Here is a 22739-nt window from a genome sequence, read left to right on the forward strand (position 1 = left end):
TCAGATCGCCGGCTTTTTGGTTGGAGAACCCATGCGAGCCATCATTCTTGCGGCAGGCCTCGGCTTGCGCCTGCAACAACCACCCGAGGCGCAATTTCCGAAATGCCTGCTGCGCTTCGACGACGTGTCGCTGCTCGAGCGCCATCTGCGCGTGCTCGACGCCGCGGGCGTCGATGAAATCGTGCTCGGGCTCGGCTTCCAGGCCGCGAAGGTCGAGCAGGAATTGAAGCGCCTCGGCCGCAGCGCCGAGATCGTGCTGAACGAGCGCTACGACCTCGGCAGCGTGCTGACCGTGCACACCGTCGCCGACGCGATGACGCGCGGCGGCGACGTGCTGCTGATGGACGCCGACGTGCTGTACGACGAGAACATCCTGCACGCGCTGGTGGCGAACGCGGACCGCCCGGTCGATCGCCTGCTGATCGATCGCGACTTCGAGGCCGGCGACGAGCCCGTCAAGCTGTGCCTGAAGAACGGCGTGCCGGTGGAACTGCGCAAACAGCTCGCAGTCGATCTCGACTACGACACGATCGGCGAATCGGTCGGCTTCTTCCGCTTCACCGAGGCCACCGCCCGCCGCCTCGCGACGATCGTCGCCGGCTACGTCGACAGCGGCCGCGCGAACCTGCCGCACGAGGAAGCCGTCCGCGATCTGCTGCTCGAGGGCGGCCATTCGTTCGACGTCGCCGACGTCACCGGCATGCCGTGGATCGAGATCGACTTCCCGAACGACGTCGCACGCGCGACCCAAGACATCCTTCCCCTGATCCAACGCACGACCGCAGGAGCCGCACGATGAACGCACGCGAACCCAACTTCTCCGAATCGCGCAGCGCGCGCCTGCGCCGCATGCTGGTCAGCGACCAGCTCGAGTTCCTGATGGAAGCGCACAACGGCCTGTCGGCGCGGATCGTGCGCGAAGCCGGTTTCAGGGGAATCTGGGCGTCGGGCCTCGCGATCTCCGCGCAATTCGGCGTGCGCGACAACAACGAAGCGAGCTGGACCCAGGTCGTCGACGTGCTCGAGTTCATGGCCGATGCGAGCGACTTGCCGATCCTGCTCGACGGCGACACCGGCTACGGCAACTTCAACAACGTGCGCCGCCTCGTGAAGAAGCTCGAGCAGCGCGGCATCGCCGGCGTGTGCATCGAGGACAAGCAGTTCCCGAAGACCAACAGCTTCATCGACGGCGAACGCCAGCCGCTCGCCGAGATCGACGAATTCTGCGGCAAGATCAAGGCCGGCAAGGATTCGCAGAGCGACCCCGACTTCTCGATCGTCGCGCGCGTCGAGGCGCTGATCGCCGGCTGGGGGATGGACGAGGCGCTGCGCCGCGCGAACGCGTATGCCGAAGCCGGCGCCGACGCGATCCTGATCCACAGCAAGCTGTCGCGCCCCGACGAGATTCTGCAGTTCGCGCGCGAATGGAGCGGCAAGGCCCCGCTCGTGATCGTGCCGACCAAGTACTACAGCACGCCGACCGACGTGTTCCGCCAGGCCGGCATCAGCACCGTGATCTGGGCGAACCATCTGATCCGCGCGTCGGCCTCCGCGATGCAGGCCGTCGCACGCGAGATCCACGAGAACGAAACGCTGATCAACGTCGAGGACCGCGTCGCGTCGGTCAACGAGATCTTCCGCCTGCAGGACGCCGACGAATACTCGGCGGCCGAGCGCATCTACCTGTCGTCGTCGTCGCGTGCGTCGAACGCCGCGATCGTGCTCGCCGCGAGCCGCGGCAAGGGGCTCGAGGCCGTCACCGAGGACAAGCCCAAGGTCATGCTGCCGGTCGCCGGCAAGCCGCTGCTGCGCTGGCTCGTCGACGGCTTCAAGAAGCATGGCGTGAACGACATCACCGTGGTCGGCGGCTATCGCGCCGACGCGATCGACACGTCGGGCATCAAGCTGGTCGTGAACGAGCGCCATGCACAGACGGGCGAGCTCGCGTCGCTCGCATGCGCGGCCGAACGCCTGACCGGCGACACCGTGATCTCGTACGGCGACCTGCTGTTCCGCAGCTACATCCTGCGCGACCTCGCGGAGAGCGAGGCGGAGTTCAGCGTCGTCGTCGATTCGTCGCTGACCGAAACCAACCAGAGCGTGCGCGACTTCGCGCTGTGCTCGGCGGCCGACGATCGCGGGCTGTTCGGTCAGAAGACGTATCTGCAACGCGTGTCGAGCGACGTTGCCGCCGGCGCGCCGCACGGCCGCTGGATCGGCTTGCTGAACGTGCGCGGCGCGGGCGTCGAGCGGCTGAAGGCGATGCTCGCAACGCTGCAGGCGCGCGCCGACTTCGACACGCTCGACATCCCGTCGCTGCTCAACGAGCTGATCGCCGCCGGCGAGAAGATCGAAGTGCAGTACGTGCACGGCCACTGGCGCGGCGTCAACGATCTCGAAGACTTCCGTCGCGCGGGCGACTTCGCGCACGGCCAGACGCCGCTGTCGGAGCCGGGCACCACCAACGGAGGCGCGCAATGATCGAAGCGGCGCAGTTCGTCGAGGCCGCGCGCGAGCGCGGGTTCGACTGGTACGCGGGCGTGCCGTGCTCCTACCTGACGCCGTTCATCAACTACGTGCTGCAGGATCCGACGCTGCATTACCTGTCGGCGGCCAACGAAGGCGACGCGGTCGCACTGATCGCCGGCGCGACGCTCGGCGGCAAGCGCGGCATCGCGATGATGCAGAACTCGGGCCTCGGCAACGCCGTGAGCCCGCTCACGTCGTTGACGTGGACGTTCCGGCTGCCGCAGCTGCTGATCGTCACGTGGCGCGGCCAGCCGGGCGTGCCCGACGAGCCGCAGCATGCGCTGATGGGGCCGATCACGCCGGCGATGCTCGACACCATGGAGATTCCGTGGGAGACGTTCCCGACCGACCCCGAACAGGTCGGCCCGGCGCTCGACCGCGCGGTCGCGCACATGGACGCGACGGGCCGTCCGTACGCGCTCGTGATGCAGAAAGGCAGCGTCGCGTCGTATGAGTTGAAGGCGAACCCGGCGGCCGCGCCGCGCGCGCACGTCGCCGCGCAGTCGGGCGCGCGCGCCGCATCGCCGGCCGCGTGGCCGACGCGCCACGACGCATTGCAGCGCGTGATCGCGCATACGCCGGTCGATTCGACCGTCGTGCTCGCGTCGACCGGCTTCTGCGGCCGCGAGCTGTATGCGATCGACGATCGGCCGAACCAGCTGTACATGGTCGGCTCGATGGGCTGCGTGACGCCGCTCGCGCTCGGTCTTGCGCTCGCGCGCCCGGACCTGCGCGTGGTGGCCGTCGACGGCGACGGCGCCGCGCTGATGCGCATGGGCGTGTTCGCGACGCTCGGCACCTATGGGCCGTCGAACCTCACGCACGTGCTGCTCGACAACGGCGCGCACGAATCGACGGGCGGTCAGGCGACCGTCTCGCAGCATGTGTCGTTCGCGGGCGTGGCTGCCGCGTGCGGTTACGCGTCGGCCGTCGAGGGCGACACGCTCGACGTGCTCGATGCGACGCTCGCGGCGCAGGCCGACGGCGCACAGTTCGTACGGGTCGCGATCCGCACCGGTGTGCCCGACGGGCTGCCCCGCCCGACCGTCACGCCAGTCGAAGTGAAGACGCGCCTGATGCGGCATATCGGCGCCGCACGGACCGAAGCCCACGTTGAAGGAGCCCATTGATGCTGCTGCTCAATCCCGGCCCGGTCACGCTCAGCGAACGCGTGCGCCGCAGCCTGCTGCAACCGGACCTGTGCCATCGCGAAAGCGAATTCTTCGATCTGCAGGACGAGGCGCGCGCGCGGCTCGTCGCCGCGTATGAGCTCGATCCGGCCGAATGGGCCGCCGTGCTGATGACCGGCTCGGGCACCGCCGCCGTCGAAAGCATGATCGCGGCGCTCGTGCCGCAGGACGGCAAGCTGCTCGTGATCGAGAACGGCGTATATGGCGAGCGCATCACGCAGATCGCGACGCAGTACGGGATCGCGCACGACGTGCTGAAGCACGAATGGATGCAGGCGCCCGATGTCGCGGAAGTCGCCGCGCGGCTCGACGCGGGCGGCTATTCGCACGTCGCGGTGATTCATCATGAGACGACGACGGGCCGGTTGAACGATCTCGGTGCGATCGCCGACGTGTGCCGTGCGCGCGGCGTGAGGATGCTCGTCGATGGCGTGAGCAGCTTCGGCGCCGAGGCGATCGACTTCGGCGGCGGCGTGATCGATGCCGTTGCCGCGACCGCGAACAAGTGCCTGCACGGCGTGCCCGGTGCCGCATTCGTGATCGTGCGTCGCAGCGCGCTCACGAAGGCCGCGAGCCGGACTTACTATCTCGATCTCGGCCGGCTGGCGAAGCTGCAGGATCAGCGCAATACGCCGTTTACGCCTTCGGTGCATGCGTATTACGCGCTCGTCGAAGCGTTGCGCGAGTTCGACGAAGCCGGCGGCTGGCGCGCGCGGCATGCGCGTTACAAGGCGCTCGCCGATCAGGTTCAGGCCGGGCTCGCCGCACGAGGGATGCCGCTGGTGTTGCCTGACGGTGAATCGTCGGTCGTGTTGCGTGCGTACCGGTTGCCGCAGGGCGTGGCGTATGAAGCGCTGCACGACGGGTTGAAGGCGCGCGGGTTCGTCATCTATGCCGGGCAAGGCGGGTTGTCGAAGGAGCTGTTCCGCATCTCGACGATGGGCGCGATCGAGGCCGCGGATGTCGAGCGGTTGCTGGAGGGGTTTACGGCGTTGACGCGGTGAGTGGTGGTTGCAGGTTGCGTCAAGGAAAAGGCCCGTGAGGGCCTTTTTGTTGGGTAGTCGATCTTGAACGAATCGAGCAGACCGGACAAATACCTTGTTGCTCCCGCCCATCATTTCGACTATATTCGAAATATGGAAAACAAAGATGCTGTCCGCGCTTTCGCCGCGCTTGCTCACGAACTGCGCCTGAACGTATTCAGGATGCTCGTCGTCGCAGGCCCGGCCGGATTGACGCCCGGCGCCATCGCGGCGCAACTCGACATTCCCAACGCCACCCTCTCGTTCCATCTGAAGGAATTGACGAACGCGGCGCTCGTCACGCAGGAGCGCGATGGCCGCAGCCTGATCTACCGAGCTGCCTTCGAGCAGATGAACGCGCTGCTCGGCTTTCTCACCGAGAACTGTTGCCGCGGCGAGCCGTGCGTCGCCGCGGCCGCCGATTCCTGCAAGTGCTGAAGGATCACGTTCATGAGACGGTTTTACATTCGCGCCGACATCCGCGATCCGGCGGCCAGCGTCGCGGCAGCTCTGCGCCAACTTGTGCGCGACATCAGCAAGCGATAAGGCACGCCCGTGACGACGACCAACGTACTCATTCTCTGCACCCACAATTCCGCGCGCAGCGTGCTCGCCGAGGGCATGCTGAACCACTGGGCGCAGAAGCTCGGCAAGGATGTGCGCGCATATAGCGCCGGCAGCGCACCGAGCGGCCGGGTCAACCCGTTCGCGCTCGAAGCGCTCGCGAACGCGGGCGTCGATACGCGCGACTATCGCAGCAAAAGCTGGGACGAATTCGCAGCCGACGACGCACCGCGCATGCGCATCGTCATCACGGTGTGCGACAGCGCAGCCGCGGAACAATGTCCGTTCTGGCCGGGCGCTCCGGTCAAGGTCCACTGGGGCTATGCCGATCCGTCGAATGCGCCGGGCGGCGATGACGGCAAGCGGCAGGCGTTCGAACTCACGCGCGAGGCCATCGGCTATCGCATGCTGCAATTGCTCGCCCTTCCGCTCGACCGTCTGAGCGATGCCGAACTCCTGCACGCGCTCGACGGCATCCTGAAAAGCTGAGCGCTCCTTTTGCGAATCGCCCCATGACCGCTACCGACCTTACCGCTTCGAACAAGCCGCCCGCGAAGCCGCCCATCGGCTTCTTCGAGCGCTACCTCACCGTCTGGGTCGCGCTCTGCATCGTCGCCGGCGTCCTGGCCGGCCAGTTTTTCCCTGCGATGTTCCAGACGATTGGCCGCATGCAGTACGCGCAGGTCAATCTGCCCGTGGGCCTGCTGATCTGGGTGATGATCATCCCGATGCTCGTGAAGGTCGACTTCGGATCGTTGCACGAGGTACGCCAGCACCTCAAGGGCATCGGCGTCACGCTGGTGGTGAACTGGCTCGTCAAACCCTTTTCGATGGCGTTGCTCGGCTGGCTGTTCATCAAGCACCTGTTCGCTCCGATGCTGCCTGCAGCGCAACTCGACAGTTACGTTGCGGGCCTCATCCTGCTGGCCGCCGCGCCCTGCACGGCGATGGTGTTCGTCTGGAGCCGGCTGACCGGCGGCGATCCGCTGTTCACGCTGTCGCAGGTGGCGCTCAACGACAGCATCATGGTGGTGGCCTTCGCGCCGCTTGTCGGCCTGTTGCTCGGCATCTCGGCCATCACGGTGCCCTGGGCGACGCTCTTCACTTCGGTCGTGCTCTATATCGTGATCCCGGTAGCCGTGGCGCAGTTGCTTCGCAAGGCGCTGCTCGCAAGAGGACAGGCAGCATTCGACGCAGCCATCGCGAAGATCGGCCCCTGGTCCATCACGGCGCTGCTCGCGACGCTCGTCCTGCTGTTCGCGTTCCAGGGCGCGGCCATCCTCGACCAGCCGCTCGTGATCGCGCTGCTCGCGGTACCGATCCTGATTCAGGTGTTCTTCAACTCGGCGCTCGCGTACTGGCTCAATCGCGCGGTGGGTGAAAAGCACAACGTGGCGTGCCCGTCCGCGCTGATCGGCGCATCCAATTTCTTCGAGCTGGCGGTCGCGGCGGCCATCAGCCTGTTCGGCTTCAATTCGGGCGCGGCGCTGGCCACCGTGGTGGGCGTGCTCATCGAAGTGCCGGTCATGCTGCTCGTGGTCCGTATCGTCAACCGGACGAAGGACTGGTACGAGCGGGGTGATAGATGCTGAAGCGGTCGAACATGAGGGGCAGAACGATGCCAATCTCGCCGCCCAGGACACGCGCCCGATGAGCGGCACGATCGCGAGCGATGCATCGCCATTCCGCATACGAATCATCACGGCACACTTGAAGGAGCGCGGTCATGAGTACGCCCGTTGACGAAATTCGCCGGGCAGTCGCCACGGACTTCGACCGCATCGTCGCGTTGCTGAACCTGTGCGGGCTGCCGGCCAGCGATCTCACACCACAGAGCCTCGACGGCTTCCATGTCGCCATACTCGCCGGTGAGATCGTCGGAGTGGCAGGACTGGAACAATCCGGCGATGCGGCCCTGTTGCGCTCGGTCGCAGTTCGGCCGGAAATGCGCCAATCCGGCCTGGGGAGCCGCCTCATCGACGCCTCCATTGCGCTAGCGCAAACGCGATCGCTGCGCGCGCTCTACCTTATTCCGAACGATGAACCTGCGCTCGCGTTCTTTGTGCGGCGCGGCTTCACGCAGATCGAGCGACGCCACCTTCCCGAGGCGATTCGCGGTCTGCCCGAATTCACGCACCTGTGCCCACAGACGCATCCGTGCCTGTGGAAAGCGCTGAATTTCGATTGCCTTGAGGAAAGTGCCATGAAGAAGCTCGAAGTGTTCGATCCGGCGATGTGTTGCTCGACGGGCGTTTGCGGTGTGGACGTCGACCCGGTGCTGGCGCAATTCGCCGCCGATCTGAAGTGGGTCGAGGCGCACGGCGTGACCGTGGCCCGCTACAACCTGGGTCAGCAGCCGCAGGCATTCGCCGCCAACGCGGCGGTGGTCAAGGAAATGGAAGCGGGTATGGAGCGGCTGCCGATCCTCGCGATCGACGGCCACATCGTATCGACCGGCATGTATCCGTCCCGCCAGCAGCTTGCGCAGAAGCTGGGCATCGCGCTGACGACGGCGGACAAGCCTCATGTCAAGGCCGGCAGTTGCTGCTCGCCCGGCTCCGGCTGCTGCTAGGGAGCGCACATGTCCCTCCCTGACACGCAGACCCGCTATCTGTTCTTCACCGGCAAAGGCGGCGTCGGCAAGACCTCGCTTTCCTGTGCGACCGGGCTGGCGATGGCGGATGCCGGCAAGAAGGTGCTCATCGTCAGCACCGACCCGGCGTCCAATCTCGACGAGGTACTCGGCGTCGGCCTGAGCCAATCGCCGACGGCCGTGCCCGGCGCGTCCAGTCTGTTCGCCTTGAACATCGATCCCGAAGCGGCCGCGCAGGCGTACCGCGAGCGCATGGTCGGACCGTATCGCGGCGTCCTGCCTGCCGCGGCGATCCGCAACATGGAGGAGCAGTTCTCCGGTGCCTGCACGGTCGAGATCGCGGCTTTCGACGAATTCTCCAAACTGCTCGGCGATCCCGCCGCGACGGCCGATTTCGATCACGTCATCTTCGATACGGCACCGACCGGCCATACGCTGCGTCTGTTGACGTTGCCTTCCGCGTGGAACGAGTTCATTTCGTCGTCGACCGGGGGCGCCTCCTGCCTCGGGCCGTTAGCCGGACTGGAGAAGCAGAAGGCGCTGTACGCGGCGACCGTCGAACGACTGTCGAGCGCGGTGGACACCACCGTCGTCCTGGTGAGCCGGCCGGAAGTCGCCGCGTTGCGCGAAGCGAATCGCACGCGGCACGAACTGGCCGAGCTCGGCATTCGCAACCAGGTGCTGGCGATCAATGGCCTCTTTGCCACCGAGCGGCATGACGACGCGATTGCAACCGCGATGGCCGAGCGCGCGCGACAGGCACTGGCCGACATGCCGCGCGAGCTGTCGGTGCTGCCGCAGACGCGCATTCCGTTTCTGCCGCGCGGCACGGTCGGACTGGACGCGCTGCGCGACATGGCGCACCCCGAACGCGTGCGCATGCCGACCGAGCGCCGCATGCCCGACACCGCATTGCCGCCCGGCCTCGGCGGGCTCGTCGACGCGCTGTCGGCTACGGGCCACGGCGTAATCATGACGATGGGCAAAGGCGGCGTGGGCAAGACCACCGTTGCGGCCGCCATCGCCGTCGCGCTCGCGGGGCGCGGACACGACGTGATCCTGTCGACCACCGACCCCGCTTCGCACGTGGCTGCCACGGTCGACGGCGTGGTGCCGCGGCTGAGCGTCACCCGCATCGACCCGGCGCGCGAAGTACAGCAGTACACCGAAGAGGTGCTGGCGAAAGCGGGATCGCACCTCGATGCGGGCGGCCGGGCCATGCTCGAGGAAGACTTGCGCTCGCCGTGCACCGAAGAAATTGCGGTCTTTCGCGCGTTCGCACGGACGGTGGATCAAGGCAAGTCCGGCTTCGTGGTGCTCGATACGGCGCCGACCGGGCATACCATTCTGCTGCTCGACGCCGCCGAGGCTTATCACCGCGAAGTGATGCGCACGCAGGGCGACATGCCGGAGTCGGTCCGCCAGTTGCTGCCGCGTTTGCGCGATCCGGATTACAGCCGCATCCTCATCGTCACGCTGCCTGAAGCGACGCCGGTTCACGAAGCCGAACGCCTGAGCGCCGACCTCGCCCGTGCCGGGATCACGCCATATGCCTGGGTCATCAACCAGTCGCTGTTGGCGAGCGGCACGACCGATCCGATGCTGTGTCAGCGCGGCACGTACGAGGTCCCGTTCGTGCGCCGCGTGGCGGACGATCTGGCGCAGCGCACCGCGCTGATTCCGTGGCTCGCGGAGGCGCCGGTCGGGCCAGTGGGGCTCGAGCATGTGATCAGGGCGGGGGCTGGTGCGTAGCGCGACGCGTCTGGTTGATTTGCCAACCGGCGAATGCGATGTGGACGCTGAGGGCCGGTTGGTGAACGGGTGGCTAAAGCGGGTTTTCCGGTTGGGTGAGCAAGCAATCTGTAGACGCACGTGCCGCCACCGCGTCCTGCCACCCCGCTTTTGCAACGCGACCACCGCGCGCAGGCCTCGGAACCGTTACGATCGACAGATTTACTGCGCAACACTGGCGTCGTCTGATCCGGTATCGATTGAATAGACGAGTCGCCGATGTCGCGTAGGCAGGCCGTCCCCGATTGCAACCAAAGATTGGCCGATCATCGATGACGGTCGGGCGCGGCTGCTATTTCACGCGAACGCCGGCTGGTTCCTCACGCTTGGGCGCTCCTGCATTCTCATGTACCAATCTACAAGGGCCTCGCACTCCGTAGGCACGGGCAACTTCACGATTGACGCAAAGACCAGTCCGCCGATAACGGTGATGTCGGCCATAGAGAACGCATCCCCAGCGACAAATGGCTGCCTTTTCAGAACGTCATTGAAGTAGTGCATGCCTCTCAGGGCTTTGTCGCGCTGACGAAGCCCCCATTCGGCGTTCTGATAGAGCTCGACGTTAGGTCCTAACCCTGGCGTGGCATGGTGGAAATAGACGCTGATTGCGTCGAGCAACTCCAGCTCGGCGCGCTTGCTCATCATGTGGATCACACCCTTTTCGAGTGGTGTCCGGCCGGTCAGCGTGGGCGCACCATCGAGCGTATCGAGGTATTCGGTAATGGCGGTGCATTCGGCAATGCACGTTCCGTCTTCGAGCTCGAGGACCGGCAGCGTTCCCGAGTAGTTTTTCTCGGAGATGAACTCGGGCCTTTTGTGCTCCCCTTTGTAAAGGTCGACCATCACGAACTCGACGCGCGATCGCAGACCTTTCTCGGCCAGGGCGATACGGACGCGTGTCGGATAGGGTCCTTTGGGGAAATCGTAGATCGTCATGATCGGAAGTTTGGTTACGTCGAAGTTCATGCTGCTGGAAGCCATGCGTGCCTCTCTCTAAGCGGTCTGTCACACGGGGGGCGGACGATATCCGGCCTGTCACCTACATCCAACCTAACGTTAGTTAGGTTTACGTTAGAGCGTATAATTGCTCGTGTCAACGGTCGCGGAGGCGGTAGCAGTGAAGAATGATTCAGGCCTGAGCTCCAGGGAGCGAATCCTGGTGGCAGCCACAAAGATTGCGCAGGCCCATGGCTACAGCGGCTTGAATTTCCGTGATCTCGCCGAAGCTGTCGGCATCAAGGCTGCGAGCATCTACCACCACTTCGCAAGCAAGGCCGATCTCGGCGCAGCAGTGGCAAGGCGGTATTGGGAGGAATCAGCAGCGACTCTGGATGCGCTTTTGGCCGAATCCGCAGATCCGCTCGATTGCCTGCGCCACTATCCCGATACGTTTCGCAAGGCGCTTGAGCGCGGCAATCGCATATGCCTGTGTAGCTTCCTGGCTGCCGAATCTGATGACCTACCGGAAACGGTGGTGAAAGAGATTCAGACTTTTGCGGATGTCAATGTTGCGTGGCTGAGCAAGGTGCTGTCCGCCGCGGCCGTGGTCAGCCCCGAGGATATCGAGCGGCGTGCTCGCGCCATCTACGCGGCCGTCGTCGGCGCTCAGCTCGTTGCCAGGAGTCGCTCGGACATTTCTCTCTATGACGGATTGATTGAAAGTTATCGCATCGCTGGTCTTCTGCCGGCATAGCCGCATCGAGCAAACCGGCTTTGCGGCCCTATCGATCACCGCACACGTCACGAAGGCAGAGAGCGACAGCGCCAAATCCTCCTACACGGGAGAGCACACCGTGCGCACCGTCGTCAAATACGACGGCAAGTCGTACGGAATCGACACGTACCGGACCTTCTGGTATTCGCCCGCCGCGATGGAGCGCGTCAAGTAACGCGCCGACGACCTGCGTGTCGCGCGCGATATAGCAAACCCTCCCCGAAACGGTTTCTCGACCAGCAGTAGCTGCCCGTCACGGTCGACAGCGGACAAACGAAACCGGGCAAGGACGCAAGCCGCGCCCGGCAATGCCGAATTCGCGATCGATTCACACCGCCGCGGCCGCCCCACGCCCACAAAACACCGCCCCACACCACCCCAAATTGCACGGGCATAATGACAACCCGTACTCGCCGGCGGCCGCTTCGATGCACGCACAACGATCCGTTGCGGCACCGCAATATCACGCACTTTCGCCGATCCTCACCCGGAGCCTGCCTGTGTACCCACCGATCGAACCCTACGCCCACGGCCACCTCGACACCGGCGACGGCCATCGCATCTACTGGGAGCGCTGCGGCAACCCGTCCGGCAAGCCCGCGGTATTCCTGCACGGCGGCCCCGGCGCGGGCTGCAGCCCCGACCATCGGCGTCTGTTCGATCCCGCGCGCTACGACATCCTGCTGTTCGACCAGCGCGGCTGCGGGCGCTCGACGCCGCATGCGAGTCTCGACAACAACACGACCTGGGATCTGGTCGCCGACATCGAACGGTTGCGCGAAATGGTCGGCGCCGAGCAGTGGCTCGTCTTCGGCGGCTCATGGGGCAGCGCGCTCGCGCTCGCCTATGCGCAGACGCACCCGCAGCGCGTGAGCGCGCTCGTCGTGCGCGGGATCTTCACGATGCGTCGCGCCGAGCTGCTTTGGTACTACCAGGAAGGCGCGTCGTGGCTGTTCCCGGACCTGTGGGAAGAGTTTCTCGCGCCGATACCGGAAGCGGAGCGCGGCGACCTGATGGCCGCCTACCATCGCCGGCTGACGGGCGACGACGAAGCCGCGAAGCTCGAAGCCGCGCGCGCATGGAGCATCTGGGAAGGCCGCACGATCACGCTGCTGCCGAACCCGGCGCTGGCCGCACACTTCGCGGACGGCCACTACGCGCTCGCCTTCGCGCGGATCGAAAATCACTACTTCGTCAATCGCGGCTTCGTCGACGAAGGCCAGTTGCTGCGCGACGCACATCGCCTCGCCGGCATTCCGGGCGTGATCGTGCAAGGCCGCTACGATGTGGCGACGCCGGCCCGCACCGCGTGGGAACTCGCGAAAGCATGGCCGGACGCAACCTTCGAGATCGTGCCGGACGCCGGCCATGCGTACAACGAACCGGGCATCCTGAAAGCGCTGCTCGCCGCGACGGACCGCTTCGCCGCGTAAGCGGCACGAGGCGACATCGCGCGTGCACGCGCGACTGCGCTCACAACGCGGCTTCGACGATGGTCCGGCCGCTGATCGCCCGCTCGACGAGCCGTTCGTCGCCGACCTTGCGGATCGCATCGTCGAGCAGCCCTTCCGGCGCCTCGGTCGCGACCTTCAGCAGCCCCGACAAGCCGCGCGCGTCGAGCACCACCAGCGTCTCCATCGAATCCGCGCGGCTCACGAGCACGCGCCGAAATGCCGGGCCCGCGCCGAAGCTCGCGCAAAGCGCGATCGTCTGATCGTCGAGCGTGTAGTCGAAGTGCTTGATCATGGATGCCGCCCCTGCATTCGGCCGGCGACGCGCGTCGGCGCGCCGTCATCGCGGCGGCGCACCCGCACGTGCCACCGGCGCCGGACCAGCGTGCGATCCGTTCGCCAGCATCACCATGCTAAGCCGGCCGTATTAACGAAGACTTAAACGCAGGACGCGCGGCGCGGGCGGCCGATCATGCCGCGTCACGCTCCCTCGTCGAGCGGCTCGACCGTCACGCCGACCTTCAGCTCCTGATCCGCGCCGCCGCCGCGGATCACGCCGCGCAGCGGCGTCACGTCCGCGTAGTCGCGGCCGATCGACAGCATCACGTAGTCGTCGCCCGGCGCGCGGTCGTTGGTCGGATCGAGCTGCAGCCATCCGCCATCTTCGGGCCACGCCGGATCGTACACGTCGACCCACGCATGCGATGCATCGGCGCCGATCAGCCGCGGCTGGCCGGGCGGCGGCTGCGTCAGCAGATACCCGCTCACATAGCGCGCGGCCAGCCCGAGCGAGCGCAGCGCGCCGATCATCACGTGCGCGAAATCCTGGCACACACCCTTGCGCAAGCGCAGCGCATCGAGCGCGGTAGTCGTGATGTCGGTGCTGTTCGGCGTGTACGCGAAGTCCGCGTGAATCCTCCGCATCAGGTCCCACGCGGCCTGCACCAGCGGACGCTGCGGCGTGAAGCTCACGGCCGCATACGCGGCCAGCTCCGGATCGCACGCGACATGCGGCGACGCGAACACGAATTCGCTCGCCGCATCGTACGGCGCACCGGCGCGGAACCGCAGGCGCTCGCGCACGGCCTCCCACGCGGTCGCATGATCGGCATCGGGGTTCGCGATCGCCGGCGGCGGCGCGCCGCGCGCGCCCCGCGACCACACGGGCGGCGTCACGCGCACGGTGCTGCAGCTGCGCACGAGCAGCGCATCGTGCGGCTGGTTCAGCGCGAACGAGGCACGCGCGTTGCCGAACGCGTCGACGTCGGTGCCGACCGTCTCCGGCACCGGCTCGATGTCGAGCGCGAACGACAGCACCTGCTGGCGCGGCGTCGCGAGCGGCTGCAGCCGCGCCTGGTGCTGCGCCGATTCGACGCGCGCCGCGTAGCGGTATTCGGTGTCGTGCGTGACGCGCAACAAGCGCCCGCGCGCGCCGGCCGATGGCGTCGATGCGGTCGATGCTGCCGATGCGGCGATCGCGCCCTCCGTCTGCTTCGCGCCGACGGCATCGCCAGCCTCGCCGTTCGCCTGTGCCTTCGCCTTCGTCTTCGCCGCATGTTTGCTCGTCACCATAGCGTCCTGCCCGCCTCGCGCACGTGACTGAAATAGCGCTCGCCGATCCGGTTCGACAGATCCCACACGGCCTTCACGGTCTCGTCGAGCGCGGCGAGCAGCCGCTCGTGCCGGCCGCCTTCGGTCTCGCACAGTTCGTGCAGCGACCACGCCGGCACGTCCGGGATCGTCTCGGCCAGTTCGGACAACGCATAGCCTTCGCTGCGCTCGACCTTCGTGAGCCGGCCGCGCAGCGCCTGCACGACCCAGCCCAGCGAGCGCGGGTTGTCGGTGTCGAGCACCAGCAGCGACAGCAGCGGCGCGATGTCGAAGCGGCGCTGGAACCGCGAGCGGAACGTGATCGTGCTGTCGAACAGCTCCAGCACGAGCTCGAAGCCGTCCTGCCGATGCACCGCGCCTTCGTCGAACGCGAACTTCAGCACGCTGCAGAGAAAGTCGAGCCGATCGATCTGCCGGCCGATCGACAGCAGGCGCCAGCCGTCGTCGCGCGTCATGTGGTCGGTCTGCGCGCCGGTGATCGCGCCGAGCAGCAGGCCGACGCGCTCCAGCAGCTGCAACGCCTCGTTGCCGATCTGCTCCTCGGCTTCGGGATGGTCGGCGCTGTCGGCGAACAACTGCGTCGCGTCGTCGATCAGTCGCCACTGCTCGCTCGACAGCCGCTCGCGGATCGCGGCCGCCGCGCCGCGCATCCCGAACAGGCAGGACGCGATGCCCGAGGTGCGATCCGCGCCGCGCGTCAGCGACGTCGCGAGCGCATGCTGGAACGCGCGCGGCGCCTCGACGGCATTCGGCGCATCGGCGGCGACCAGCCCGGTGTCGCGGCACAACGTGTCGATCAGCTCGAGATGCGCGGGGCTGTCGACGTCGTCCTCGCCGCGCAGGCGCTCCAGCGCCGCACGCGCGAGGCGCATCAAATTGGTCGCGCGCTCGGTGTAGCGGCCGAGCCAAAACAGGTTCTCGGCCGCCCGGCTCGCGATCGCGCGCGGCCGCCCGACCAGATCGTCGGGGCCGAGGCGCGCCTGCAGCAGCGTCGTCGAATCGACGATGCCGTCGGTCATCACCCAGGTATCGACGGTGCTGCCGCCGCGCGGCATCGGCGCGTTGAACAGCGTGTCGCGCGTGCCGACCCGCGACAGGCCGCCCGGCAGCATCCGCCAGCGCTGCGCGCCGTCGGCCAGTGCGAACACGCGCAGCAGCAGCGGCTTCGGCACGATGCGCGCGCCGCCGTGGCCGTCGGACGTGCCGTTCCCCGGCCAGGTCGGCGCCTGCGACAGCGGCAGATCGGCCTGTATCGTGTAGTGCTCGGGCTGCGCCAGAATCCGCGCGCGCCACTCGGACAGTTGCGCCGACGTGAGCCGCGCGCCGATCACCGGGTCGAATGCGCCGCCGGCCTGCACGTCGGGCGGATACGACGGCTTCACGATGCAGCGCGCCAGTTGCGGCAGCGCGTCGTCGCACGCAGCCGCCTCGCCGCACCACCACGAATGCACGGCGGGCAGCGTCAGCGTTTCGCCGAGCAGCGCCTCGGCGAGCCGCGGCAGGAACCCAAGCACGCCGGGCGATTCGAGAAAGCCGGAGCCCGGCGCGTTCGCGAGCAGCACGTTGCCCGCGCGCACCGCCTGCAGCAGCCCCGGCACGCCGAGCAGCGAATCGGGCCGCAGCTCGAGTGGATCGAGCCAGGCGTCGTCGACGCGCCGCAGGATGCCGTGCACGGGCTCGAGCCCGCCGAGCGTCTTCAGGAACACGTGGTTGTCGCGCGCGGTCAGATCGCCGCCCTCGACGAGTGTCAGCCCCAGGTAGCGCGCGAGATACGCATGCTCGAAATACGTCGCGCTGTGCGGCCCCGGCGTCAGCAGCACGATCCGCGAGTTCTTCGCCGTCGGACTCAACGCCTGCATGCTTTGCAGCAGCGACCGGTACGCGGATGCGAGCCGCTGCACGCGCAGCCCGCGAAACGCGCGCGGAAAGAGCCGCGACACGATCAGCCGGTTCTCCAGCAGATAGCCGAGCCCGGCCGCGCCCTGCGTATGCTGCGCGACGATGCGCCACTGCCCGTCGGGGCCGCGCGCGAGATCGAACGCAACGACGTGCAGCCACGTATCGCCCGGCACGCGCGCGCCGCGCATCGCGCGCAGATAGCCGGGATGGCCGGTGACGAGCGCGGGCGGCAGCAGCCCGCGCTCCAGGATCGTCTGCGGGCCGTACAGGTCGGCCATCGTCGCGTTCAGCAGCCGCACGCGCTGCAGCACGCCGCGCTCGATCGCGGCCCAGTCGTCCGGCGTGACCATCAGCGGCAGCAGATCGAGCGACCACGGGCCGGCGGCGCCGTCGCCCACGCGTTGTTCATGGAGCTGGTAGAACAGGCCGTTCTCGCGCATGCGCCGTTGCAGCGCGTCGGCGCGGCGATCGAGGTCGGCGACGCCGTCGCTGCCGAGCGACGTGAAGAAACTGCGCCACGCGGGCGCGAGCATGGGTGCGTTCAGGCCGGCGGCGCTGCCGCGCAGCTCGTCGTAGCGGCCGGCCGCAGCCGGTGCCGCGAGCGCGGCGGCGAGTTCCGCGGCGTCCGGCTGAGCGCCGGTATCGAAAAGCGTGGGCATCGCGTCGGCGTCGGCGAGATCGTCGGGGTATAAGGGCGGCACGGTCAGGGCGTTGCGTCGTCAGGATGGGATGGCAGCTGCGCGCTGCCGCCCGGCATGCGGTCACGGCCGGCGCGTCGGCCGGCCGCGGCCTGTCGGCATCCTAGCACCTGACGCGGCGTGCCGGGGGCGCGCGAAACGCGCATCGTGGTCCGTCCTTTCATCGGCGATTCAGGGCCGTCGCAGGTCGAGCGTGAACGGAAATTCACGGCTCGGCGCGACCGGCGATACGGCCATCCGCCCCGGCGTATGCCCCATCGCGACGAAGCGCGCGAGCCGCCGGCTCTCGGCCTCGTACGCGTTCACCGGGAACGTCGCATAGTTGCGGCCGCCCGGATGCGCGACGTGATACCGGCAGCCGCCGAGCGAGCGCTCGAGCCACGTATCGACGATGTCGAACGTGAGCGGCGCATGCACGCCGATGGTCGGATGCAGCGCGGACGGCGGCGCCCATGCCTTGTAGCGCACGCCCGCGACGTATTCGCCGGCGGTGCCGGTCGGCTGCAGCGGCAGCGCGCGACCGTTGACGGTCACGACGTGCCGGTTGTCGTTGAGCCCCGTCACGCGCACTTCGAGCCGTTCGAGCGACGAATCGACGTAGCGCACGGTGCCGCCGGTCGCCCCCTCCTCGCCCATCACGTGCCACGGCTCCAGCGCGCCGCGCAGCGACAGCTGCATCCCGTTCACCGCGATCTGCCCGAACAGCGGGAAGCGGAATTCGAAATGCGGCGCGAACCACGCCGCATCGAATGCGAAGCCGGCATCGCGCAACTCGGCGAGCACGTCGTCGAAGTCCATCTTCAGGAACGCGGGCAGCATGAAGCGATCGTGCAGCGCGGTGCCCCAGCGCGTGAGCGGCGTCGTGTACGGCGCGGCCCAGAAGCGCGCGACGAGCGCGCGCAGCAGCAGTTGCTGCACGATGCTCATCCGCGCATGTGGCGGCATCTCGAACGCGCGCAGCTCGAGCAGCCCGAGCCGCCCGGTCGACGAGTCGGGCGAATACAACTTGTCGATGCAGAACTCGCTGCGGTGCGTGTTGCCCGTCACGTCGATCAGCAGGTTGCGCAGCACGCGGTCGACGAGCCACGGCGGCATGTCCTGGCCATACAGCAGCTTGTTGCGCTGGATCTCCGCGAACGCGACGTCCAGCTCGTACAGTTGGTCGTTGCGCGCTTCGTCGACGCGCGGCGCCTGGCTCGTCGGCCCGATGAACAACCCCGAGAACAGATACGACAGCGACGGATGATTGTGCCAGTACGCGATCAGGCTCGCGAGCAGGTCCGGGCGGCGCAGGAACGGGCTGTCGGCCGGCGTCGCGCCGCCGAGCACGAAATGGTTGCCGCCGCCGGTGCCGACGTGCCGGCCGTCGACCATGAACTTCTCGGTCGACAGGCGCGACTGCCACGCGGCGTCGTAGAGGAATTCGGTCTGGTCGACCAGCTCGTCGAAGCTCTTCGCCGGATGGATGTTCACCTCGATCACGCCGGGATCGGGCGTGACCTGCAGCAGCTTGAGCCGGGCATCGCGCGGCGGCGGGTAGCCTTCGAGCACGAGCTTCACGTCGAGCGCGTGCGCGGTCAGCTCGATCGCCGCGAGCAGTTCGAGATAGTCCTCGAGCGCGGCAAGCGGCGGCATGAACAGATACAGGATGCCGTTGCGCACCTCCGCGCACAGTGCGGTGCGCGTGATCCACGCGGCCGATTCGAAGCGCTCGGGGCGGCGCTGTGCGTCGTGCTCCCCATGCTCCCCGCGCCCGCCGTCGGCCGGCCGGCCGCGTTCGACGCTGCCGTCGCTGCGCCACTGCATCACCGTATGTGCCGACGCTTCGCGCTGCACGCCGGCCAGGTAGCGCGGCGCGTCGGCGGCGCCCGCATGACGCGCGCGGAACGCGGCCGCGTCGGGCAGCACGTCGCGCGGCGCGAACGGATCGCGCTCGACGAGATACGGATAGTCGGCATCGGCGACCCACGGCAGCGAATCGAGCGGCAACCGATAGCCCATCGGCGAATCGCCCGGCACGAGGTACATCCGCTCGTCGCGGAAGAACCACGGGCCGGTCTGCCAGCGCGGACCGTCGAGTGCCGCCCCTTCGTCGACGCGCTTGATCGGCAGCACGTAACCGACCACGCTGTCGAGTTGCCGGTCGAACACCTTGCGCAGTCGCGCGCGTTCGAGCTCGTCGTCGAGCCGCGAGTCGAACGGATCGACGTTGACGGGCAGCCGGCGCTCGCGCCACAGGTAGTACCACACGTCCTCGTAGCCGGGTACGACGAATTCGTCGGTCAGGCCGAGGCGCGCGGCCAGTGCGTCGATGAAGCGCTTCGCGTCGTCGGTCGTGCATGCGGACGGTTCGCGCTCGTCGGCGAACAGCGACGGGTCGTGCCACACCGGCTGGCCGTCGGCGCGCCAGTAGATCGACAGCGCCCAGCGCGGCAGCTGCTCGCCCGGATACCACTTGCCCTGCCCGAAATGCAGGAAGCCGCCGTCGCCGTATTCGGCACGCAGCCGCTGCACCAGTTCGGTCGCGTAGCCGCGCTTGGTCGGGCCGAGCGCATCGGTGTTCCATTCGGCGCCGTCGCGATCGTCGATCGACACAAAGGTCGGCTCGCCGCCTTGCGTCAGCCGGACGTCGCCTGCCGTCAGCGCGCGGTCGACCTGCGCGCCGAGCGTGCGCACGGCGTCCCACTGCGTGTCGGTATACGGCTTGGTCACGCGCGGCGATTCGTACACGCGCGTCACCACCATCTCGTGCTCGAACACGACTTCGCATTCGTCGATCAGCCCCTCGACCGGCGCCGCGCTCGTCGGCTGCGGCGTGCAGGCGAGCGGAATATGCCCTTCGCCGGCGAGCAGCCCCGAGGTCGGATCGAAGCCGATCCAACCGGCGCCGGGCAGATACACCTCGCACCATGCATGCAGGTCGGTGAAATCGACCGACGTGCCGCTCGGACCGTCGAGCGCCTTCACGTCGGGGGTCAGCTGGATCAGATAGCCGGACACGAACCGCGCGGCGATGCCGAGATGGCGGCACAGCTGCACGAGCAGCCATGCGCTGTCGCGACACGAGCCCGATGCGAGCTCGAGCGTCTGCTCGGGCGTCTGCACGCCCGGCTCCATCCGCACCAGATAGCCGATGTCGCCCTGCAGCTGCTGGTTCAGCGCGACGAGGAAGTTCACGGTGCCGGCCGGCGTGCGGTCGACGCCGTCGAGATAGGCGCGGAACAGCGGCGCCGCGCTCGTCTGCGCGTCGCACGCGAGATATGGCGCGAGCTCGGTCTTCAACGCGTCGTCATAGCTGAACGGATATTGCTCCGCGCTCGCTTCGAGGAAGAAGTCGAACGGGTTGTACACCGACATCTCGGCCACGAGGTCGATCGTGACTTCGAAGTGTTCGGTGCGCTCCGGAAACACCAGCCGCGCGAGATAGTTCGAGAACGGATCCTGCTGCCAGTTGATGAAATGCTGCGCGGGCTCGACCGTCATCGAATACGAGAGGATCGGCGTCCGGCAGTGCGGCGCGGGCCGCAGCCGCACGATCTGCGGCCCGAGGTTGATCGGCCGGTCGTAACGGTAGCGGGTGGTGTGATGCAGCGCGACGTGGATGGGCATGGGAGAGCCGCTCGGTTCGGGTTGAGCCGGCCGCGCATCGCGCGTCGCCGCCGATACGGCGGGACGGCGCGGCGGCCTGGGCAGAGTTGCGGGTCAGACGAGTTCGGGCGACTGCACGACGCTGATCTCGACGCCGACGGTGCTCGCGCCGAGCCCCGTCACGGGCTGCGCGTCGCGATAGTCGAGGCCGACGGCGATGCGCACGTAGCGCTCGTCCGGGCAGCGGTTCATGAACGGATCGAAGCCGACCCAGCCGAGCCCTTCGACATGAGCCTCGGCCCACGCGTGTCCGGCCGGCTGCTGCATCAGCGCGGCCGGTTGCGGCTGTGCGCCGAGCGCCGCCAGCGGCACGCGCTGCGACTGCGCGGCGTGCGACGCGCCGAGCACCTGCTGCATGCCGTCGGCGCTTTGCAGCGCGAGCATTTCCTCCTGTTCGCCGTCCGCTGCACTCTGCTTCGAGTCTGCCATGCGCTGCATCGCGCCGTCGGCGAGCACGTAGCCCGAGATGTAGCGCGCCGGCACCTTCAGCGCGCGCGCGGCCGCGATGAACGCGTGCGCATGATCGCGGCTCGTGCCCTCGCCGTTTTGCAGCGCCGTTTCGGCATCGACGGGCGCGTCGGTCAGATTCGGTGCATACGCGATGCGGCCGTGCACTTCCGTCATCAGCCAGTGCAGCGCATCGAGGCTGTGCGGCTCGATCGGCAACGCCTGCGTCAGCTCGCGCACGGTGTCGCCGGCCTTCGTGAGCGCGGTCTCCCGCTCGAAGATCCACGGCGGCGCATAACCGTCCTGATTGCCGAGGATGCCCGCGCGGTCCTGCGTCTCGACGACGCCGGCCGCGACCACGACGATCTCCGGCTTCGCGCCGCGCTCGTGACGCACGAGATCGACGCGGTTGCCGAGCCCGTCCGCATAGGACAACGTCGGCTCGACGCCGTCGATCGTCACCTGCCACGCACGCACCGTCTGCCCCGGCCCGGATTGCGGCCGCAGCCGCAGCCGCTGCAGCGCGTGGGACGCCTGCTCGTCGAACTGATAACGCGAGATGTGTCGGATAGCGAGTCGCATGGCAAGTCTCAGTCGAAGTTGTAGGCCTGGGCGATGTCGACGCCGAGGCTGTTGTTGCGGCCGATGAAGTCGGTCAGGAACTCGTGCAGGCCGCTCTTGAAGATCCGCTCGACCGACGTGTCGGACAGCATCTGCAGGATCTTGGTGGCCGTGTCGTGACACGGATGTGTCACGCCGTAATCCTTCGCGAGCAGGTTCAGGCTCGACACCACGCGCCCGTAGCAATAGCGCAGCGAACGCGGCATGCGGCCGTTCAGGATCAGGTAGTCGGCGATGTTCATCGGCTTGTACTGGACGTCGTACACCCAGCGGTACGAACGGTGCGCGGCCACGCAGCGCAGGATCGTCTCCCACTGGTAGTTGTCGAGAATCGTGCCGACGTGCGACACCGACGGCAGCAGCAGGTGGTACTTCACGTCGATGATCCGCGCGGTGTTGTCGGCGCGCTCGACGAACGCGCCGATCTGCGCGAAATCGAAGATCTCGTTGCGCAGCATCGTGCTGTAGAAGCTGCCGAGGATCAGCGCGGTCTCGCGCTTCACTTCGTCGAGCACCGCGGGCAGCGCGCTCTCCGGCACCGGCCGCGCGAGCGCCTGGCGCAGCGCGAGCCACGCGCCGTTCACGCTCTCCCACGCCTCGCGCGTCAGCGCCGTGCGCACCATCCGCGCGTTCGAGCGCGCGGCTTCGATGCACGACAGCACGCTCGACGGATTGTCGCGGTCGCGCAGCAGATAGTCGGTCACGGTGTCGGCGGCATACGCGTCGTATTTGCGCCGATAGCCGTCGTCGGCGCCCGAGCTGACCAGCACCGACGACCATTCGGCCGGCGCGTCGGACGTGCGCGTGAGCGCCATCCGCAACCCGGCGTCGACGATGCGCGCGATGTTCTCCGCGCGCTCGATATAGCGGTACATCCAGTACAGACCGCTCGCAGTTCGTCCCAGAAGCATCTCGTGTCCACTCCGTCTTCGTTCGGTTCGCGCGCCGGCTGTGGCGCGCG

The 22739-nt window shown here is 67.5% G+C and carries 18 protein-coding genes; 11 read left to right on the forward strand and 7 right to left on the reverse strand.

The window, feature by feature from the left end:
• Nucleotides 1-31 precede the first annotated feature (31 nt).
• From MYA_RS21785 to arsA, 9 genes are all read left to right on the forward strand, one after another.
• Entirely contained in the window at nucleotides 32-799 is a 768-nt protein-coding gene (locus MYA_RS21785; protein WP_011881976.1) for a phosphocholine cytidylyltransferase family protein, read from the forward strand.
• Nucleotides 796-2481, forward strand: a complete 1686-nt coding sequence (gene aepX, locus MYA_RS21790) for a phosphoenolpyruvate mutase (protein ID WP_014725080.1) — start codon at nucleotides 796-798, stop codon at nucleotides 2479-2481. The genes MYA_RS21785 and aepX overlap by 4 nt, the downstream gene beginning before the upstream one ends.
• The gene (gene aepY, locus MYA_RS21795; RefSeq protein ID WP_011881974.1) at nucleotides 2478-3659 is read left to right on the forward strand and encodes a phosphonopyruvate decarboxylase; all 1182 of its coding nucleotides are present in this window, start codon (nucleotides 2478-2480) and stop codon (nucleotides 3657-3659) included. The genes aepX and aepY overlap by 4 nt, the downstream gene beginning before the upstream one ends.
• Nucleotides 3659-4723, forward strand: a complete 1065-nt coding sequence (locus tag MYA_RS21800) for a 2-aminoethylphosphonate aminotransferase (protein WP_011881973.1) — start codon at nucleotides 3659-3661, stop codon at nucleotides 4721-4723. The genes aepY and MYA_RS21800 overlap by 1 nt, the downstream gene beginning before the upstream one ends.
• A 132-nt stretch (nucleotides 4724-4855) precedes the next feature.
• Complete coding sequence (locus MYA_RS21805; protein ID WP_014725081.1) at nucleotides 4856-5179, forward strand: ArsR/SmtB family transcription factor; 324 nt, start codon at nucleotides 4856-4858, stop codon at nucleotides 5177-5179.
• A 117-nt stretch (nucleotides 5180-5296) separates the two neighbouring features.
• Nucleotides 5297-5794, forward strand: a complete 498-nt coding sequence (locus MYA_RS21810; protein ID WP_011881971.1) for an arsenate reductase ArsC — start codon at nucleotides 5297-5299, stop codon at nucleotides 5792-5794.
• A 23-nt stretch (nucleotides 5795-5817) separates the two neighbouring features.
• A complete protein-coding gene (gene arsB / locus MYA_RS21815) occupies nucleotides 5818-6897 on the forward strand; it encodes an ACR3 family arsenite efflux transporter (protein ID WP_014725082.1) in 1080 nt (359 codons plus the stop codon).
• 134 nt (nucleotides 6898-7031) lie between these two features.
• Nucleotides 7032-7877 (forward strand): arsenite efflux transporter metallochaperone ArsD, encoded by an 846-nt coding sequence (gene arsD / locus MYA_RS32525; RefSeq protein WP_014725084.1) that lies wholly within the window; start codon nucleotides 7032-7034, stop codon nucleotides 7875-7877.
• 9 nt (nucleotides 7878-7886) lie between these two features.
• Entirely contained in the window at nucleotides 7887-9650 is a 1764-nt protein-coding gene (arsA, locus tag MYA_RS21825; RefSeq protein ID WP_014725085.1) for an arsenical pump-driving ATPase, read from the forward strand.
• A 336-nt stretch (nucleotides 9651-9986) separates the two neighbouring features.
• On the opposite strand, the gene MYA_RS21830 is transcribed toward arsA, so the two are convergent.
• Nucleotides 9987-10670 carry a glutathione S-transferase gene (locus tag MYA_RS21830; RefSeq protein ID WP_014725086.1) on the reverse strand — a complete coding sequence of 228 codons (684 nt, stop codon included), beginning with the start codon at nucleotides 10668-10670 and terminating at the stop codon, nucleotides 9987-9989.
• Nucleotides 10671-10806: 136 nt separating this feature from the next.
• On the opposite strand from MYA_RS21830, the gene MYA_RS21835 reads away from it, so the two are divergent.
• On the forward strand, nucleotides 10807-11382 hold the full coding sequence (locus MYA_RS21835; protein WP_011881966.1) for a TetR/AcrR family transcriptional regulator: 576 nt from the start codon (nucleotides 10807-10809) through the stop codon (nucleotides 11380-11382).
• A gap of 521 nt (nucleotides 11383-11903) precedes the next feature.
• The gene (pip, locus tag MYA_RS21840; RefSeq protein ID WP_011881965.1) at nucleotides 11904-12836 is read left to right on the forward strand and encodes a prolyl aminopeptidase; all 933 of its coding nucleotides are present in this window, start codon (nucleotides 11904-11906) and stop codon (nucleotides 12834-12836) included.
• A 40-nt stretch (nucleotides 12837-12876) separates the two neighbouring features.
• On the opposite strand, the gene MYA_RS21845 is transcribed toward pip, so the two are convergent.
• From MYA_RS21845 to MYA_RS21870, 6 genes are all read right to left on the reverse strand, one after another.
• Nucleotides 12877-13149: a hypothetical protein gene (locus tag MYA_RS21845; protein ID WP_011881964.1), complete on the reverse strand. Its 273-nt coding sequence runs from the start codon at nucleotides 13147-13149 to the stop codon at nucleotides 12877-12879.
• A gap of 185 nt (nucleotides 13150-13334) precedes the next feature.
• The gene (locus MYA_RS21850; RefSeq protein ID WP_011881963.1) at nucleotides 13335-14426 is read right to left on the reverse strand and encodes a transglutaminase family protein; all 1092 of its coding nucleotides are present in this window, start codon (nucleotides 14424-14426) and stop codon (nucleotides 13335-13337) included.
• The gene (locus MYA_RS21855; RefSeq protein ID WP_050991246.1) at nucleotides 14420-17023 is read right to left on the reverse strand and encodes a circularly permuted type 2 ATP-grasp protein; all 2604 of its coding nucleotides are present in this window, start codon (nucleotides 17021-17023) and stop codon (nucleotides 14420-14422) included. The genes MYA_RS21850 and MYA_RS21855 overlap by 7 nt, the downstream gene beginning before the upstream one ends.
• A gap of 210 nt (nucleotides 17024-17233) precedes the next feature.
• Complete coding sequence (locus MYA_RS21860) at nucleotides 17234-20671, reverse strand: transglutaminase family protein (protein WP_014725090.1); 3438 nt, start codon at nucleotides 20669-20671, stop codon at nucleotides 17234-17236.
• Between the two features lie 93 nt (nucleotides 20672-20764).
• Nucleotides 20765-21739, reverse strand: a complete 975-nt coding sequence (locus tag MYA_RS21865) for a transglutaminase family protein (protein WP_011881960.1) — start codon at nucleotides 21737-21739, stop codon at nucleotides 20765-20767.
• An 8-nt stretch (nucleotides 21740-21747) separates the two neighbouring features.
• Nucleotides 21748-22689: an alpha-E domain-containing protein gene (locus tag MYA_RS21870; protein WP_011881959.1), complete on the reverse strand. Its 942-nt coding sequence runs from the start codon at nucleotides 22687-22689 to the stop codon at nucleotides 21748-21750.
• Between the last annotated feature and the right edge of the window lie 50 nt (nucleotides 22690-22739).

The sequence above is a fragment of the Burkholderia sp. KJ006 genome (assembly GCF_000262695.1).
Taxonomy (GTDB): Bacteria; Pseudomonadota; Gammaproteobacteria; order Burkholderiales; family Burkholderiaceae; genus Burkholderia; species Burkholderia vietnamiensis.

Coding starts and splice junctions, on each gene's coding strand:
- MYA_RS21785 (WP_011881976.1), top strand. CDS start 32: ATGCGAGCCATCATTCTTGCGGCAGGCCTCGGCTTGCGCCTGCAACAA.
- aepX (WP_014725080.1), top strand. CDS start 796: ATGAACGCACGCGAACCCAACTTCTCCGAATCGCGCAGCGCGCGCCTG.
- aepY (WP_011881974.1), top strand. CDS start 2,478: ATGATCGAAGCGGCGCAGTTCGTCGAGGCCGCGCGCGAGCGCGGGTTC.
- MYA_RS21800 (WP_011881973.1), top strand. CDS start 3,659: ATGCTGCTGCTCAATCCCGGCCCGGTCACGCTCAGCGAACGCGTGCGC.
- MYA_RS21805 (WP_014725081.1), top strand. CDS start 4,856: ATGGAAAACAAAGATGCTGTCCGCGCTTTCGCCGCGCTTGCTCACGAA.
- arsB (WP_014725082.1), top strand. CDS start 5,818: ATGACCGCTACCGACCTTACCGCTTCGAACAAGCCGCCCGCGAAGCCG.
- arsD (WP_014725084.1), top strand. CDS start 7,032: ATGAGTACGCCCGTTGACGAAATTCGCCGGGCAGTCGCCACGGACTTC.
- arsA (WP_014725085.1), top strand. CDS start 7,887: ATGTCCCTCCCTGACACGCAGACCCGCTATCTGTTCTTCACCGGCAAA.
- MYA_RS21830 (WP_014725086.1), bottom strand. CDS start 10,670: ATGGCTTCCAGCAGCATGAACTTCGACGTAACCAAACTTCCGATCATG.
- MYA_RS21845 (WP_011881964.1), bottom strand. CDS start 13,149: ATGATCAAGCACTTCGACTACACGCTCGACGATCAGACGATCGCGCTT.
- MYA_RS21850 (WP_011881963.1), bottom strand. CDS start 14,426: ATGGTGACGAGCAAACATGCGGCGAAGACGAAGGCGAAGGCACAGGCG.
- MYA_RS21855 (WP_050991246.1), bottom strand. CDS start 17,023: ATGCCCACGCTTTTCGATACCGGCGCTCAGCCGGACGCCGCGGAACTC.
- MYA_RS21860 (WP_014725090.1), bottom strand. CDS start 20,671: ATGCCCATCCACGTCGCGCTGCATCACACCACCCGCTACCGTTACGAC.
- MYA_RS21865 (WP_011881960.1), bottom strand. CDS start 21,739: ATGCGACTCGCTATCCGACACATCTCGCGTTATCAGTTCGACGAGCAG.
- MYA_RS21870 (WP_011881959.1), bottom strand. CDS start 22,689: ATGCTTCTGGGACGAACTGCGAGCGGTCTGTACTGGATGTACCGCTAT.